A 15142-nucleotide genomic window follows, 5' to 3' on the forward strand; every position below is an offset into this window, starting at 1 on the left:
GCTCCGGCGCGACGATCAGAACGTGTACGGGAAACGCACGCCGACCACGAAGTTCGGCGCGTCCGGCGTGAGGCCGACCGCCACCGAGGCATTCATCGTCAGGTGCTTGTTGAAGACGTGGTTGAGGCCGAAGTTCAGCGTCGACGCGGTGGTCTGGCTGCCCGGCACCTTCTGCCACGATTCGCCCGGCGCCTGGGTCTTGGTTTCCGGCTCGAAGGCGAGCGTGTAGGCGATGCTGGCCGAATCGCGCTCGGAGAAGGCCAGCGCCACGCCGCCGCCGATCTGCACGATGTCGCCGAGCTTGACCTTGGCCGGCTGCGTCTGGCCGACCACCGAGGAGATGTCGGAGAACGAGCGCGCCACGTTGTAGGTGTAGGACAGGCTGCCGAACAGCACGATCGGATCGTAGGTCTTCAGTACCGACATGCCGGCCGTGATGCTCCAGAAGCCGGTGCCGGTGGGCAGCGTGTCGGGGGCGACCAGGTTGGTGTTGTTCGGATCGATCTGGCGCAGCTTGATGCCGAACGGCGAGGTGCCGGTGGGTGCCTTCACGCGCAGGCTGCCGACCACGTCGGGCAGGTTCTGCGTCTCCTTCAGGAACTGGTAGTAGATCCCGAAGTTGACGTCGCCCAGCGCGTGCGAGGTGCCGCTCGCATCGGACAAGGTGCTGGCCGCGCCGCCCGCGCCGCCGACGATGAAGCTGCTGGTGCGGTAGACATAGGGCACGTCGACGTCGACGTTGATGCGGCTGGTCAGCCCGTAGCGCACGTCGACGTCGCTGGAGAGCTGGTGCGACTTGGTCTGGCCGAGGTTCAGGTTGCCCAGGAAGATCGCGTCGAGCGCGAGGAAGCCGGACAACTGCAGTTGCCGGCGATCGTAGTAGGTGTCGTTGATGCCCCAGTCGATCGTCAGCTTGTGGTCGAACAGCGGTGCGTGCTCGCGCTGCACCACGGCGTTCTCGGCCTCGGTGCGCACCGGCTCGGCGGCGCGGTTGTCGGTGCCGATGGTGCCCGGCGCGGGCGCGCCGGCATTGGCGCCGGCACGCGAGCCGCCGCCGCCCGAGCCTGCTCCATTCGAGCCGCTCGACGCGCCGGAGCCGCCGGCGCCGGAGGCGGGCGGTATCACCGGCACGCCGGTGGCCGTGCCGGTGCCGTCGCCCGGCGCGGGCGACAGCGGCGTCACCTGGGCGAGCGTGACGGTGCCCGCCGGCGCGTCGGACAAGCCGCGCCCGCGCTGCGCCATCTCCAGGTCGATCACCTGGGCTTCCAGCGACTGGATCTTGCGCTGCTGCGCATCGACCAGCTTCATCAGCGTGTTGAGCCGATCCTCGATCGACTGGTTCGCGAGCGATTGCGCCTCGACGCTGCTCGCGATGGCGAACAACAGCACCGCGGCCGGAATGGCCGCGAGTGCGTGACGCGGTAACGATGTGGCCTTCATGGTCTACCCCCCCGGGTATGGTTTATGTCAGGAAGCGAGTTCGGCGTGCCGCTCGCCGGGGCAATCGCCCGGCGGCAAAAGGCGCGGCACATCCCTTGTGCTGTCATCGGCGTCCGTCGCGCGGGTCTGCACGCGGGCGCCATCGTTATCGATCGTTCAGCGGCTTGCGCGCCGCCTCATTTCCTCACCGGGAAGGCGGCCTGCAGCGCCTGCAGCACGCCGGCCTGGCGCAGCGCGCCGGCCGACATCTGTTGCGTGCGCAACTGCAGTTGCAACTGGTTGGAGACGACCTGCTGGTTGCCGGTGATCTGCAGCAGCTGGGCGATCGAGCCGGCCTGGGCGGCCGCGGCCGGCGCGATGGTCTGGGTGGCGAGGCCGGCCGGCGTGTTGAGCGCGAGCGTCACGCCGTTGGCGCCGAACGAGATGGCGGCGCGGATCGAGCCGTCGGCATTGGACGCGCTGGCCGAGGGCGCGTTGCTCGCGCCGGCCAGCATGGTGAGCAGTTGGCCGTTCGAGCCGAAGTCGATCGACATGCCGTTGTTGCCGGCATTGCCGTTGCCGGCCACCTGGGTGACCTGCGAGACGCCGTTGACGCGGATCGACTGGCCGCCGCTCGCGCCGTTGCCGGCTTGGGCGCCGGAGGGGCCGGCGTTGTCGCCGCCGACCACGCTGGCCAGCGTCTGCACCTGCGCGGAGAGCTGGTTGGCGGCATTGGCGACGATGTTGAGGGTGCCCTGGGCGACCGCCAGCGCGCCGTTGGGCAACTGCCATTGCGAGAGCAGGTTGACGACCACGCCGGAGATCATCGTCGCGTCGGCGAACTTGCCGGTCTGACGAGCCAGCACGTCGTCGTCGACCGCGACGACCGGCAGCGCCGCGGCGCCCGGCTCGCCCGCGAACGGCAGCGACATGCCGGCGGGCGAGACAGCCAGGGCGGCGCTGCCGGTGAGTGCGCAGGCGGCCGCACAGGCCGCATCGCGCAGGAACGAGAGTGAGCGATTCATGATGGGTCAGAACAGGTCTGCCTTGATCAAGCCGTACTCGACGAACGGAATCGCGGCGGAGCCGGTGGACAGCGCCTGTTCGCGCAGTTTCAGCGCCAGCGATTCGTTGTTTTGCAGCAGTGGGGAATCCTCCCTGAAGGGTTTGCCGACCACCGCGAACACCAGCCCGTTCCAGGACTTCGCGAAGTCCTGCTCGAACACGATGCGGTTGCCGAGCGCGGGATCGGCGAGGAAGATGCGGCCTTCGGCGGCGCGCTTGACGATCACGAAGTGCTCGTAGCCGTCGATGTTCATCAGCACGATGACGGGGATCTGCAACTGGTAGAGCGCTTCGGTGCCGACCCGGAAGCCGCGGCCGCGCAGGCCGAGCGTCTCGACGAACTTCTTCATGTCGAGCATCGAGAAACCGTGCTTGACGACCACCTCGGGGGTGGAGAACTCCATCATCCGGGCGATCATCTCGGCCTCGGGGATATCGATCCCGTAGCCGTACTTGAGCAGGGTGGCGAGCGCGGCCGAGCCGCAACTGAAATCGAATTGCTGGTTGACGATGTCGCGATGACGCAGCTCGTACATCGAGTGCACCGGCTTGTGCAGCGGCACGCCGGCAAACGGCAGCGTTTCCACGCTGGCTTGCGCGGCGGCTGACGGCACCAGGGCCCAGCACGCGCACAAGGCGACGAGCCGTGCCGGCCAATGATCGGATACCGCTGACATGGGTGTCTCCCCCGAGACTGCCGCGCGGTGCAACGAGCGCGGCGATGCGACTGGCACGAACAGCACAAGGCGACGTCCCGCGCCGCCGTGATGGCCGATGCGGGACGTCGTGGCAGCGATCAGTGACCGCTGTTCAGTGCTGCGATGGCCAGGCCGTTGTGCTGCAGGTTGCCCGCGCCGCCGGCGATGTTCACGCCGATGTTGCCCGTGGCGCCGGTGAGGGTGTTGGCGCCGAGCATCGCGGTGCCGACGAAGCGGCCGTTGACTTGGGCGTTGGCGATCTGCGTGTTGTCGTCGGTGGCGACCATCGCGACGGTCCGGGCATGCGCCGCGTCAACCGTCGTCATCGAGCCGGCGAGGCTGTTGTTTTGCACGTTGCCGATACCCGATGCGACGTTCACGCCGACGTTGCCCGACACCTGTGCGAGCGAGCCGTCGCCGATCGAGGCGTTCAGCACGAAGTTGTCGATGCGCGCGTGGCCCGTCGACGACTGGTTGCTGAAGATCTGCGCATTGCCGAACACGTTGCCGACATCGACCGAAGCCAGCGCCACGTCGTTGCTCTGCGCGTTGTCGATGCCTTGCGCGATGTTGACGCCGAGGTTGCCCTTCACGCCGGTGGCGGCGCTGTTGCCGGTGGTGGCGGTCAGCGTGCCGGCTTGCCGGGTGTCGGTGACATAGGTCACGCTGCCGGTCGTTGCCATGTTCGTCGACTCGTAGTCGTTGTTGTACACCCAGAACGTCGAGTGCCATGCCGACGAATTCTGCCGCGCCGAAATCGACGAGTTCGACGACGATTGCGATTGGCTGGTGCTGGCGCCGGCGATCCATTGATCGCCCGAGCTGTGCGTGGTGCTGTTGGTGGTGATGTCGGCATGCTGATGCGCATTGCTCGATGCGTTGTTGTACGCGTTTCCGCCCCAGACCGCACCCGCTGCGCCGGCGATGTAGCCGCTCGAGCTTTGCGAGGTGCTGCCGCCTGCAAAGAAGCCGAACAGGACCGGCAGGAAATAGCCACTGGCCGAGGCCGACTGGCTCGAGCCCGATGCACCCGCGGCACCGCCGGCGATGAAGGCGGAGCCACCGGTATTGGCCGACTGATGCAGGCTCGCGGATTGATTGGCCGTTACGCTCTGATGGGAACTCATGCTGCTGTCCGAGCCGCCGGCGATCCAGCTGCTGCCACTGCGCGACGAGGATTGCGACGAATTGGTCCGCAGTGAAGCATTGAAGGACGAGCCCTGTCCGACGGAGTAGCCGGCGCTGCCCGTATCGCTCGTCTTCGAGGTCACGTTGTTGACCGAAGTGGTGATCGCCCCCTGCGTATAGCTCTGATACAGTGGCTCCAGCGACACATGGTTGAGCGAGACCGCCTGGTTGTTGTTGATCACGGCGCCGGCCGTGCTCGATACGCCGACCGCGCCATACAGGCCGACGAAGCCGAAGATGCCGACCGCCTCGGTGACCCCGGTGACGTTGTAGAGGAAAGCGTCTGCTGCGTGGACCGAGCCAGTGGCCGCCGATGCGAGAACCGCGGCTGCAATGACAGTGCGTTTCATGATGCGCTCCGATACAGAAGTGGCTAGTTGATAAAAAGCGTGCCCGCCGGGGGACGGAGCACAAAACTATTTGCCGTGGAGTTACCGGCGCCGGCTGTCTGGTTGACTTGTACGATTCCGCTGATATGCTTGAATGCGTCGCCGCTAATCGACACATCCCGCCTATCCCGGCCCCCCGCCGGTATTCCCAGGCCTCCAGCCTTCGGAGCCGTTTCGGACAGTTCGCTGTCCGAAACGGCCTCGATCCCAACGCCCAGCGTGCCGATGGCCATGCTGTTGCGCTGAAGATTCGCGCTGCCCGCGCTTTGATTCACCATCGCCGCACCGGACAGGTTTGAGAGGGCTCCGCCCTCGATTCGCACGCTCGTGTCGCCGGTATGCGCGGCGGCGCCGGCCGCCTGCAGCGAGGACACGCCTGCACCGGCCGCCGAGCCGATCCCGATCGCGAGCTGGTTGGCCTGGGCGTTGTCGAGCCCGGCCGTTTCGTTGATGCTCAGCACGCCGCTGATGCCGCGCGCCGCGTTGGCGCCGATCACGGCGGTGCCGGACACGTCGGGCACCGCCTGCGCCCGGGCCTGCGGCATTGCGGCCGCGACCAGCGCGCAGACCAGCATGGCGCGAGCATCGAAAACGATTCGGATGACGAAACGATCGTTCGATGCGAAGGCGCTTGAAGGGCGGCGGCTCATTTGATCGCTCCCAGTGCCGTGACCAGCGGCGAGATCGCGCCGGTGATGGTGGTCGAGATGGTGTTGCCCAGGCCGCCCAGGCCGGCGGTCGGCACCATCACGCCGGCGTTGCCGCGCCCGATCGGGCCGGCCAGGTCGGAGGTCAGCACCTGGGTGACGGCAGCCACCGTCGCGTTGGTATTGCCGACCGTGCCGGTGACGACGCCCACCGAGCCGCGCGCATTGGTCAGGTCGAGATCGGAGACCACGTTGGCCATCATCGGATCGAAGGTATTGGCCGGGAAGGTGGTGGCGCGCACCGCCACCGGATCCTGCTCGACCGGCACCGGCCGGTAGGCGATGCGCGGCGTGACCGTGCGCAGCACGATGATGTCGCCGGGGTTCTGCACCTGCTGGGCTTGCGCGCTGCCTGCCGCGCAGCTGAGCGTGGCCAGCGCGGCAAGCAGGGAGAGGGTCGAGCGGTTCATGGCGATGTCCTCGCGGCGGGCCGGATCAGCGGCGCGTCAGGGTGAGGCTGTTGCCCTGCATCGGGCGGGGCGCGTCGGCCGGCATCGGCAGCGGCGAGGGCAGGGCCGGCGGCGCGAGTTCGTCCCACAGCGTGACGTGGTTGCCGGCGCCGGCCAGCATCGTCGGCGAGGCCGAGACCATCATCGTCATGCCGGCCGCGCGGCCGCGCTGGGCGGCCAGCGTGGTCTCGTCGAGCGGCAGCTCGCGCAGGCCGGCGAACATCTCCGGCGCGGCTTCGTCGCCGATCGCGGCGGCCAGCGGAATCACCTGCGCCTGCGCGGCCGGGATCGAGGCCAGGGCGAGCAGCGCGGCGGTGAGCATCAGGCAGAGGTGGCGGTTCAGGGCAGGCATCGCGGTTCTCCGTTGTGCGAGACATTCAGCGAATAGCGTGCCAGCGGCGCGAGAGGCGCGCCGTTGCTGGGTCGATGTCGAGATGGGCGGCGCGGCGCACGGGGGTGGCGTGCGAAAACGTATCAGCGGCGTAACACGGCAGGGGCCGCGACGTCGCCGACGCGACACGAGCCGGCCCGGTTCGTGTCGCCGGCGGCTCGGACACGGCCGACAAGTCTTTCCGAATGGTTCGTAGAAGCGCCGCAGAATCCGCGCGGGTCGAGGCTTTCACGGGGAGACGACGAACCCGGGGCAAGGCTTGGCGCGGCGCCACGGGGCGCGCCTGAACGTATCAGCGAGGAAACGATTGTTAAACGCGCTGTTGCCAAATCGTAAGGAAAGGGCTGAGGAATCGGGGAAACCACGCAGGGCCGCCGAGGCGAGGCGGCGCGACGCGCGGCACGCCCGGCTTGAAAAGGCCCGGCATGAAAAAACGCGGCGGCTCGCCGATCGGCAAGCCGCCGCGCTGTCATCGGCGCGGGGATCGACAGCGGCTCAGGAAGGCCGCAGCGCCGCGTTGTGCGGCAAGCCCTTGAGCGGCGAGCGCGCGTCGGCCGGCGTGGCGGCGGGGCGCGCCATCACCGAGAAGCCGAAGGTATTCCAGCCCTCGTCGCAGGCCACGAACACCGAACCGCCGTGCATGTCGGCCACCGCCTTGACGATCGACAGGCCCAGCCCGTGGTTCTCGTTACTGTTGCTGCGCGCTTCCTCGAGCCGGTAGAAGCGCTCGAACATGTGCGCGCGCACGGCGGGATCGATCGGCGTGCCCGGGTTCGACACGGCGATCACCACCTGCTCCTCCGCGGCGCGGATCTTCACGCGGATCGTGTCGCCGGGCCGCGAATGCTGGATCGCATTGATCAGCAGATTGGTCATCGCGCGGCCGAACAGCGAGGTATCGACGCTGGCGCGCGCGTCGCCCGTCAGCTCGGCGCGCAGTTGCGCATCCTCCAGCGAGACCTCCAGGAAGTCGAGCATGCGCGACACCTCGATGGCCAGCGAGACGTCGCTGAGATTGGTGGCGCGCTCGCCGCGGTCGCTGCGCGACAGGAACAGCATGTCGTTGACGATCACGCGCAGCCGCTCGAACTCCTCGAGGTTCGACTGCAGGGTGCGCTGCATGCGCTCCACGCTGCGATCGCGCGAGCTGAGCGCCACCTGGGTCTGGCCGATCAGGATGCTGACCGGCGTGCGCAGCTCGTGCGCCACGTCGGCATTGAAGGACTCGAGCCGGTCGTAGGCGTGCTCGATGCGCTCCAGCGCGCCGTTGAACGAGCTGGCCAGGTCGTGCAGCTCGCTGGGCAGCGCATCGGTCTGCAGGCGCTGCTTGCGGTTGGCCGGGCTCAGCGCGGCGGCCTCCTTCGAGAGCCGCGCCAGCGGTTCGAGCCCGAAGCGCGTCACCGCGCGGCTCAGCAGCAGCGCGATCACGGTGGCCGCGCCGATCAGCCCGGCCAGCGTCAGCGCGATGAAGCGCAGCATCTTCTGGGTCCGGTCGCAGGTCGCGGCCACGATCAGGGTCAGCTCGGGGCGCACGCCATTGGTCGGGATCACCGTGGTGCGCGTCATCACGTTGTAGCTGCTGCCCACGCAGTGCACCAGCTGGAACGCGCCGATCGGCATGCCCACCGGCTCGCCGTCGATCGGCGTGCCGAGCCGGAAGGCCGGATCCTCGCTGGCGACGATGTAGCGCGTGGAGCCGTCCAGCGGCTGCAGGTCGGTGAGCTTTTCCTGCGTGATGTGCCAGCGCGCGGCGGTGGTGGCGTGCGAGACGATCATCTCGGCCACCTTGGCGCGCGTCTCCAGCGTGGCGCGCAGCTCGGCGAACAGTTGCCGCTCCATCATCGCGAACAGGCCGATGCCGATCAGCGAGAACACCAGCAGCGAGGTGATGCCGAACATCACCGACAGGCGCAGCGAAATCGAACGTTTCATCGCAACCTCAGCGGCGCAGGTCGGGTTCGGGCTCGTCGCGGACCTCGAGCACGTATCCCATCCCGCGGATGGTATGCAGCAGTTTGTCGGAGAACGGGCCGTCGAGCTTGGCCCGCAGACGCTTGATGGCGGTTTCCACCACGTTGGCGTTGCTGTCGAAATTGACGTCCCAGACCAGCTCGGTGATGGTGGTCTTCGACAGCACCTCGCCGCGCCGGCGTGCCAGCACGCCGAGCAGCTGGAATTCCTGGGCGGTCAGGTCCAGGCGGATGCCGTTGCGGGTGGCGCGGCGGCTGATCAGGTCGACCCGCAGGTCGCCGATCGAGATCAGCGTCGATTCCTGCACGCGCGCGCGGCGCGTCAGCGCGCGCAGCCGCTCGATCAGCTCGAGGAAGGAGAAGGGCTTGGTCAGGTAGTCGTCGGCGCCGCCGCGCAGGCCGCGCACGCGGTCGTCGACGCGGTCGCGCGCGGTCAGCATGATGACCGGCGTGTCCTTCTGCGCGCGCAGCGCGCGCAACACGCCGAAGCCGTCGATCTTCGGCAGCATCACGTCCAGCACGACCACGTCGTAGTCGTATTCGACGGCCTTCCAGGCGCCGTCCTCGCCGTCGGTGGCGGTGTCGACCACCCAGCCTTCCTCCGACAGCCCGCTCTTCAGGTAATCGACGACCTTCGGTTCGTCTTCGACGATCAATACTTTCATTCGGCTTTCCCGTTGGCTGGCCCGGCGGCGAGATCGGCCGCGCCCGCTCCGGCGCGGGCCGGCGTGTCGCCGCCGCCTGCCGGATCGGTCGCGGACCAGCCGCCGCCGAGCGCTTTTGCGAGATATACCACCAGCGCGGCACGTTGGCCACGAATCTGCACTTCCTGGCGTTCGCTGGTGAGCAGCTGCTGTTGCGCGCTGATCACGTCGATATAGGCGGTCAGGCCGCCCGCGTAGCGGTCCTGCGCCAGCGAGACCAGCCGGCGCGCGTCCTCCAGCGCGGCGCGGGCGCGCCGCTCGGCCTCGTCCAGCGTGGACAGGCCCGTCACCGCGTTCTGCACTTCCTCGAAGGCGCCCAGCACGGTCTGCCGGTAGTTCGCCTGGGCGGCCTGGTAGCCGGCCTGGGCGAAGTCGACGCCGGCCTTGAGGCGGCCGCCCTCGAACAGCGGCTGCGAGACCGAGGCGCCCACCGACCACAGCAGCGACGGCACCGTAAACAGGCTGGCGAAGTTGGTGGCGTCCCAGCCGATGTCGGGCGACAGCACGATGCGCGGGAAATAGGCCGCGCGCGCCACGCCGATCTGGGCATTGGCGGCGGCCATCGCGCGCTCGGCCGAGGCCACGTCGGGGCGGCGCTGCAGCAGGTCGCTGGGCAGGCCGGTCGGCAGGGCCGGCGCGATCAAGGGCTGCACGCGCGGGGCGATCGAGAACGAGGGCGCCGGCGTGCCGACCAGGGTCGCGATCGCGTGCTCGTATTGCTGGCGCGTGTTGAGCAGCAACTGCGCCTGGGTGCGCGTGGCGTCCAGCAGCGAGCGCTGCTGCAGCAGGTTCAGGCCCGACACGGCGCCCAGCTCGTGCTGCGCGCTGACGAAGTCGAGCGCCTTCTGCTGCAGCGCCACCGAGCGGTTCAGCACGTCGATCTCGGCATCGGTCTCGCGCAGCGCCAGGTAGGCGGTGGCCAGGTCGGCCGTCAGCACCAGGCGGGCATTGGCCAGGTCGTCGGCCGATTGCTCGGTGCTGGCGCGCGCGGCCTCGACGTTGCGGCGGATGCGGCCGAACAGGTCCAGCTCGTAGCTGGCCGTCGCGCCGATCTGCGTGTCGTTCTGGACCGTCGACTGGTTGCGCTGCGCGTAGTTGGTGAGCGGGCGGTCGGCCGAGATCTTCTCGCGGCTCGCGCCGGCGTTCAGGCCGACCGAGGGCAACTGGGCCGACGCGGTCGAGGCCAGGGTGGCCCTGGCCTGGGCGTAATGGGCCGCGGCCGCGGCCAGCGTCTGGTTGGCCGCCAGCGCGCGCGTTTCCAGTTCGTCGAGCAGCGGATCCTTGAAGGCCTGCCACCAGTCGGGCGTGAGCGAGGCATGCGAGGGGCGCGCACGCTGCCAATAGGTGTCGCCCGCCGGCTGCTGCCAGGCGGCCGGCGTCTCGACCTCGGGGCGGTGGTAATCGGGGCCGACCGCGCAGCCGGCCAGCAGCGCGGCGGCCAGCGCCGGCAGCGCGAGGCCGATGGCTGCCGGCCGGCGCATCGCGGTGCCGGCGCGGGGCCCGGACGAGGCGCGCGGCGTCTTCACGATCCGGCCCCCGGCGCGGAAGCGCCCGATGCCGACGCCGATGCGGGGGCCGGCATTGCGGCCGAATCTACGGCTGGAGTTACAGCCGAATTCGCGGCCGGATTCGATGCCGGCTTGCCCGCCGCCTTGCCGGCGACCTGTTCCGGCGCGGCCGCCTTGGCGATCACCACGTCGCCGGTGGCGAGCGAATCGCTCGGATTCAGCACGATGCGGTCGCCCGGCGACACGCCGGTGTCGATCTCGAGCGTCTTGCCGAGCGTGCGCGCGATCTGCACCGGATGCAGGGCGACCTTGCCGTCGGCGCCCACCACCGCCACGGTCGGCCCTTCGGCGCGGAACAGCAGCGTGTTGGCGGGAATCGTCAGGGTGCCGACCGCGGCCATCGGCAGGGTGGCCTTCACATAGGCACCCGGCAGCAGCCGGCCGTCGGCGTTGGGCAGCGTGATCTCGATCTGCAGCGTGCGGGTGGCCACGTCGATCGCCTGCGCGGTATGCGTGACGGTGCCGTCGAAGGCCTGGCCCGGCAGCTCCGATTGCGTGACCGCCACGTGCTGGCCGAGCCTGACCTGCTGCGCGTAGGTCTGCGGCACGCGCACGTAGAGCCGCAGCCGGTCGGCCTGGGTCACCACGAACAGCGCGCGCCCGGCGCCGCCGTTGCCGGCATTGACCAGGTCGCCGATATCGATGTTGCGCTGGGTGACCACGCCGTCCACCGGCGCGACGATCTTCTGGAAGCCCTTCAGCTCGGTCAGGCGGCGCACGTTCGCGTCGGCCGCCGAGAGGTTCGCCACCGCCTGGTTGTAGGCGCCCTGGCGATCGTCGAGCTCCTGCTGCGAGACCGCATCGCGCTGGCGCAACTGCTGGGCGCGATCGAAGGAGGTCTTGGCCAGGGCCAGCGAGGACTGCACCTGCTGGCGCTGCGCCACGGCCTGCGCGTATTCCTGGTCGACCTCGGGCGTATCGAGCTCGGCCATCACCTGGCCGGCCTTCACGCGCGTGCCGATATCGACGTCCCAGCGGCTCACGTAGCCGTTGGCGCGCGCGTAGATCGGCGCCTCCACGTAGCCGCGCAGGGTGCCCGGCAGGGCCAGGCGCGTATCGCCCTTGGAGGGGCTGGGCTCGACCACGCTCACGTACTGGCGCGCGTTCTGCTCGGCCAGCCGGTCGAGCCGGCCGCGGTTCAGGTAGTCGGCCACCAGGGTGCGCGCCGCGAGCGCGGCCAGCACCACGGCCACCACCACCAGGGCGAGCCGGGTGCGTCGGCGGACCTGCGCGCGGGCGGGCAGGTCGAGCCCGGATTCGTCGACGTGGAGCCCGACGGCGCTGTGACGTTTGTCTTCCATGAGTTCAACCGGTCTATACGAATCCAGGGGTCAGGACGCTTCGGCGCGATGCTCGCGCCGCTTCGCCAGGCGATGATGAACGCCCGCGAACACGAGCGGCACGAAAAACAGCGTCGAGACGGTGGCGAACAGCAGGCCGCCGATCACCGCGCGGCCCAGCGGCGCGTTCTGCTCGGCGCCTTCGCCGAGCCCGAGCGCCATCGGGATCATGCCGATGATCATCGCCAGCGCCGTCATCATGACCGGGCGGATCCGCGTGGCGCCCGCCTCCAGCGCGGCCGACAGCGCCGGCACGCCGGCATCGAGCCGCTGCCGCGCGAAGGCCACCACCAGGATCGAGTTGGCGGTCGCCACGCCCACCGTCATGATCGCGCCGGTCAGCGCCGGCACGCTCAGGTGGGTGCCGGTGACGAACAGCATCCAGGCGATCCCGGCCAGCGCCGCGGGCATCGCGCTGATGATGATCAGCGGGTCGATCCAGGACTGGAAGTTCACCACGATCAGCAGGTAGACCAGCACGATCGCCATCGCCACCCCGGCGCCCAGGCCGAAGTAGGAGCTGCGCATGGTGTCGACCTGGCCGCGCAGCGTGATGCTGGTGCCGCGCGGCAGCGTCGCGCGCGCCTTGCCGACCAGCGTGTCGATGTCGGAGGCCACCGCGCCCAGGTCGCGCCCGTCGACGCTGACGTAGAGATCGGTGACGGGCCGGATGTTGTAGTGCGTGACCACCGCCGGATCGACGCTGCGGCGCAGGTCGGCCAGGTTGGCGAGCAACTGGTAGGGCGCGCCGAGGTTGCCGGTGGCCGCCACCGGCGTGCTGAGCAGGTCGCCCACCGAGTGGATCTGGTATTGCGGCGTCTGGATCGTCAGCGGGTACTGCACGCCCGTCTGCGGATTGACCCAGAAGGTCGGGGTGGTCTGCGAGGTGCCCGCCAGCGAAATCAGCACGTTCTGCGCCACGTTCTGCGCCGACAGGTTCAGTTGCTGCATGCGCGTGCGGTCCATGTAGGCGGTCAGCATCGGCTCGTCGATGCGCTGCAGGATGTGCGCGTCGACCGCGCCCGGCACGGTGCGGATCTGCTTGAGCAGGCGGCTGGCGATCGCCATGTTGGAGACCGCGTCGTTGCCCTGCAGCTGCACGTCGATCGCCGCCGGCTGGCCGAAGTTGAGGATCTGCGTGACGATGTCCGACGGCTGGAAGAAGAACTCGATGCCGGGGAAGCGCTGCGGCAGGATCCGGCGCAGCGTCTCGATGTAGCGATGCGCGCTCGGGTGGCCTTCCTTCAGCGCGATCATGATCTCGCCGTCGAGCGTGCCGATCGTGCCGGCGTTGCTGTAGGACAGGTTGATGCCGCTCGAGGGCAGGCCGAGGTTGTCGACGATGGTGTCGAGCTGGTCCGGCGGCACCACCTCGCGCACCACCTGCTCGACCTGGTCGGCCAGGCGCGCGGTCTCCTCGATGCGGATGCCGGTCTGGGCGCGCATGTGCAGGCGGATGTTGCCGGAATCGACGTTCGGGAAGAAGTCGCGGCCGAGCGCGAAGATCAGCCCGGTCGACAGCAGGCAGAAGCCGAGGAAGGCGATCGCGGCCACCCGGCGGCGCACGATCAGCATGCCGAGCAGCACGATGTAGCCCGCGCGCAGGCGCTCGAAGGCGCGGTCGAAGCCGTGGTGGATGCGCGCGAAACGCGATGGGCGCCGTGCCTGGGCCGGGTCGGTGTCGCCCGGATGCGGGCCGGCGCGGCGGAACAGCAGCATCGCCAGGGTCGGCACCAGGGTGCGCGACAGCACGTAGGAGGCCAGCATCGCGAACACCACCGCCTCGGCCAGCGGCACGAACAGGTAGCGGGCCACGCCGGTCAGGAAGAACATCGGCACGAACACGATGCAGATGCACAGCGTCGACACCAGCGCCGGCACCGCGATCTCCCCGGCGCCGTCGAGGATCGCCTCGCGCAGCCCGGTGCCCAGGTGCAGGTGCCGCTCGATGTTCTCGATGGTCACGGTGGCGTCGTCCACCAGGATCCCGACCGCCAGCGCCAAACCGCCCAGGGTCATGATGTTGATGGTCTGGCCGAGCGCCGAGAGCACCAGGATCGAGGTGAAGATCGACAGCGGGATCGATACCGCGATGATCAGCGTGCTGCGCCAGTTGCCGAGGAACAGCAGGATCATCATCGCGGTCAGCAGCGCGGCGATCAGCGCCTCGTGGATCACGCCCTGCACGGCGGCCTTCACGAACACGGACTGGTCGAACAGCGAGGTGATCTTCAGGTCCGCCGGCAGGGTGGCCGCCACGCTCGGCAGCAGCGCCTTGAGCGCGCCCACCACCTGCAGCGTGGAGGCATCGCCGTTCTTCAGGATCGAGATCAGCACGCCGCGCTGGCCGTCCTTGCGCACCACGTTGGTCTGCGGCGTGAAGCCGTCGCGCACGTGGGCCACGTCGGACAGGTAGATGGTCGCGCCGTTCTGGGTGCGGATCGGCAGCCGGTTCAGCTCGCCCACCGTGTCGGGCGAGGCATTGGTGCCGACCCGGTACTCGGTGGGCCCGATCTTGGCGGTGCCGGTCGGCAGGATCAGGTTCTGCACGCCCACCGCGTTGACCACGTCGGAGGGCGTCAGGCCCTTGGCCATCAGCGCCTGCATGTCGAGGTCGACCGAGATCACGCGCGTGCGGCCCCCATAGGGCGCCGGGATCTGCACGCCGCGCACCGTCACCAGTTGCGGGCGCAGGAAGTTCTGCGCGATGTCGGCCAGCGACTCCTCGCTCAGCGAGGAACTGGACAGGCCCAGCTGCAGCACCGGGATGCTGGATGCCGAATAGCTGATCACCAGGGGCGGGGTGGCGCCGGGCGGCATCTGCCGCACGATCGACTGCGCCGAGGACACCGTCTGCGCGATCGCGGTCTGGGTGTTCGCGCCCGGCTGCAGGAACACCTTGACGATCGCGATGCCGGGCAGCGTCTGCGATTCGAGATGCTCGATATTGCTGACGGTGGTGGTCAGCGTGCGCTCATGGACCGAGGTGATGCGCTCGGCCATGTCGCGCGCCGAGAAGCCGCTGTAGCTCCAGATCACGCTGATCACCGGGATGTCGATCGACGGCAGCACGTCGGTCGGGGTCCTGACCAGCGCGAGCGGCGTCGCCAGCAGGATCATGATGGCCATCACGATGAACGTGTACGGGCGGCGCAGCGCGAGATTGACGATCCACATGGAGGCAGGAAGGGGGGCGGCTCGAAGGGCGGGACGAGGATTGGGAGTGGATGATAGTCAGGTGGCCGGGACGCTTT

The 15142-nt window shown here is 69.1% G+C and carries 12 protein-coding genes; all 12 read right to left on the reverse strand.

Features of this window, described 5'->3' with window-relative positions; genetic code table 11:
* Window positions 1–15: 15 nt before the first annotated feature.
* Window positions 16–1440 carry a hypothetical protein gene (locus tag F3J10_RS11145; protein WP_167242085.1) on the reverse strand — a complete coding sequence of 475 codons (1425 nt, stop codon included), beginning with the start codon at window positions 1438–1440 and terminating at the stop codon, window positions 16–18.
* Window positions 1441–1616: 176 nt separating this feature from the next.
* Window positions 1617–2444: a hypothetical protein gene (locus F3J10_RS11150; RefSeq protein ID WP_025098956.1), complete on the reverse strand. Its 828-nt coding sequence runs from the start codon at window positions 2442–2444 to the stop codon at window positions 1617–1619.
* 6 nt (window positions 2445–2450) lie between these two features.
* Window positions 2451–3161, reverse strand: a complete 711-nt coding sequence (locus F3J10_RS11155; RefSeq protein WP_025098955.1) for a C39 family peptidase — start codon at window positions 3159–3161, stop codon at window positions 2451–2453.
* 119 nt (window positions 3162–3280) lie between these two features.
* Window positions 3281–4720 carry a cell wall anchor protein gene (locus tag F3J10_RS11160; RefSeq protein WP_167242086.1) on the reverse strand — a complete coding sequence of 480 codons (1440 nt, stop codon included), beginning with the start codon at window positions 4718–4720 and terminating at the stop codon, window positions 3281–3283.
* A gap of 23 nt (window positions 4721–4743) precedes the next feature.
* Window positions 4744–5409, reverse strand: coding sequence for a hypothetical protein (locus F3J10_RS11165; protein ID WP_025098953.1), 666 nt, complete (start codon window positions 5407–5409; stop codon window positions 4744–4746).
* Complete coding sequence (locus tag F3J10_RS11170; RefSeq protein ID WP_167242087.1) at window positions 5406–5876, reverse strand: hypothetical protein; 471 nt, start codon at window positions 5874–5876, stop codon at window positions 5406–5408. Before F3J10_RS11170 ends, F3J10_RS11165 begins: the two co-directional genes overlap by 4 nt.
* Window positions 5877–5901: 25 nt before the next feature.
* Window positions 5902–6267 carry a hypothetical protein gene (locus tag F3J10_RS11175; RefSeq protein ID WP_052409058.1) on the reverse strand — a complete coding sequence of 122 codons (366 nt, stop codon included), beginning with the start codon at window positions 6265–6267 and terminating at the stop codon, window positions 5902–5904.
* A 534-nt stretch (window positions 6268–6801) separates the two neighbouring features.
* The gene (locus F3J10_RS11180) at window positions 6802–8238 is read right to left on the reverse strand and encodes a heavy metal sensor histidine kinase (protein WP_025098950.1); all 1437 of its coding nucleotides are present in this window, start codon (window positions 8236–8238) and stop codon (window positions 6802–6804) included.
* A gap of 7 nt (window positions 8239–8245) precedes the next feature.
* Window positions 8246–8941, reverse strand: coding sequence for a heavy metal response regulator transcription factor (locus F3J10_RS11185; protein WP_013690236.1), 696 nt, complete (start codon window positions 8939–8941; stop codon window positions 8246–8248).
* A complete protein-coding gene (locus F3J10_RS11190; RefSeq protein WP_167242113.1) occupies window positions 8938–10461 on the reverse strand; it encodes an efflux transporter outer membrane subunit in 1524 nt (507 codons plus the stop codon). The genes F3J10_RS11185 and F3J10_RS11190 overlap by 4 nt, the downstream gene beginning before the upstream one ends.
* A 41-nt stretch (window positions 10462–10502) precedes the next feature.
* On the reverse strand, window positions 10503–11849 hold the full coding sequence (locus F3J10_RS11195) for an efflux RND transporter periplasmic adaptor subunit (RefSeq protein ID WP_167242088.1): 1347 nt from the start codon (window positions 11847–11849) through the stop codon (window positions 10503–10505).
* A 30-nt stretch (window positions 11850–11879) separates the two neighbouring features.
* Window positions 11880–15065, reverse strand: a complete 3186-nt coding sequence (locus F3J10_RS11200; RefSeq protein ID WP_167242089.1) for an efflux RND transporter permease subunit — start codon at window positions 15063–15065, stop codon at window positions 11880–11882.
* Window positions 15066–15142 lie beyond the last annotated feature (77 nt).

It is taken from the genome of Burkholderia sp. Cy-637 (assembly GCF_011753175.1).
Classification (GTDB): domain Bacteria; phylum Pseudomonadota; class Gammaproteobacteria; order Burkholderiales; family Burkholderiaceae; genus Burkholderia; species Burkholderia gladioli.

What these genes read in the sequence shown, in the direction of transcription:
- F3J10_RS11145 (WP_167242085.1), bottom strand. Translation starts at nt 1,440, where the DNA reads ATGAAGGCCACATCGTTACCGCGTCACGCACTCGCGGCCATTCCGGCC.
- F3J10_RS11150 (WP_025098956.1), bottom strand. Translation starts at nt 2,444, where the DNA reads ATGAATCGCTCACTCTCGTTCCTGCGCGATGCGGCCTGTGCGGCCGCC.
- F3J10_RS11155 (WP_025098955.1), bottom strand. Translation starts at nt 3,161, where the DNA reads ATGTCAGCGGTATCCGATCATTGGCCGGCACGGCTCGTCGCCTTGTGC.
- F3J10_RS11160 (WP_167242086.1), bottom strand. Translation starts at nt 4,720, where the DNA reads ATGAAACGCACTGTCATTGCAGCCGCGGTTCTCGCATCGGCGGCCACT.
- F3J10_RS11165 (WP_025098953.1), bottom strand. Translation starts at nt 5,409, where the DNA reads ATGAGCCGCCGCCCTTCAAGCGCCTTCGCATCGAACGATCGTTTCGTC.
- F3J10_RS11170 (WP_167242087.1), bottom strand. Translation starts at nt 5,876, where the DNA reads ATGAACCGCTCGACCCTCTCCCTGCTTGCCGCGCTGGCCACGCTCAGC.
- F3J10_RS11175 (WP_052409058.1), bottom strand. Translation starts at nt 6,267, where the DNA reads ATGCCTGCCCTGAACCGCCACCTCTGCCTGATGCTCACCGCCGCGCTG.
- F3J10_RS11180 (WP_025098950.1), bottom strand. Translation starts at nt 8,238, where the DNA reads ATGAAACGTTCGATTTCGCTGCGCCTGTCGGTGATGTTCGGCATCACC.
- F3J10_RS11185 (WP_013690236.1), bottom strand. Translation starts at nt 8,941, where the DNA reads ATGAAAGTATTGATCGTCGAAGACGAACCGAAGGTCGTCGATTACCTG.
- F3J10_RS11190 (WP_167242113.1), bottom strand. Translation starts at nt 10,461, where the DNA reads ATGCGCCGGCCGGCAGCCATCGGCCTCGCGCTGCCGGCGCTGGCCGCC.
- F3J10_RS11195 (WP_167242088.1), bottom strand. Translation starts at nt 11,849, where the DNA reads ATGGAAGACAAACGTCACAGCGCCGTCGGGCTCCACGTCGACGAATCC.
- F3J10_RS11200 (WP_167242089.1), bottom strand. Translation starts at nt 15,065, where the DNA reads ATGTGGATCGTCAATCTCGCGCTGCGCCGCCCGTACACGTTCATCGTG.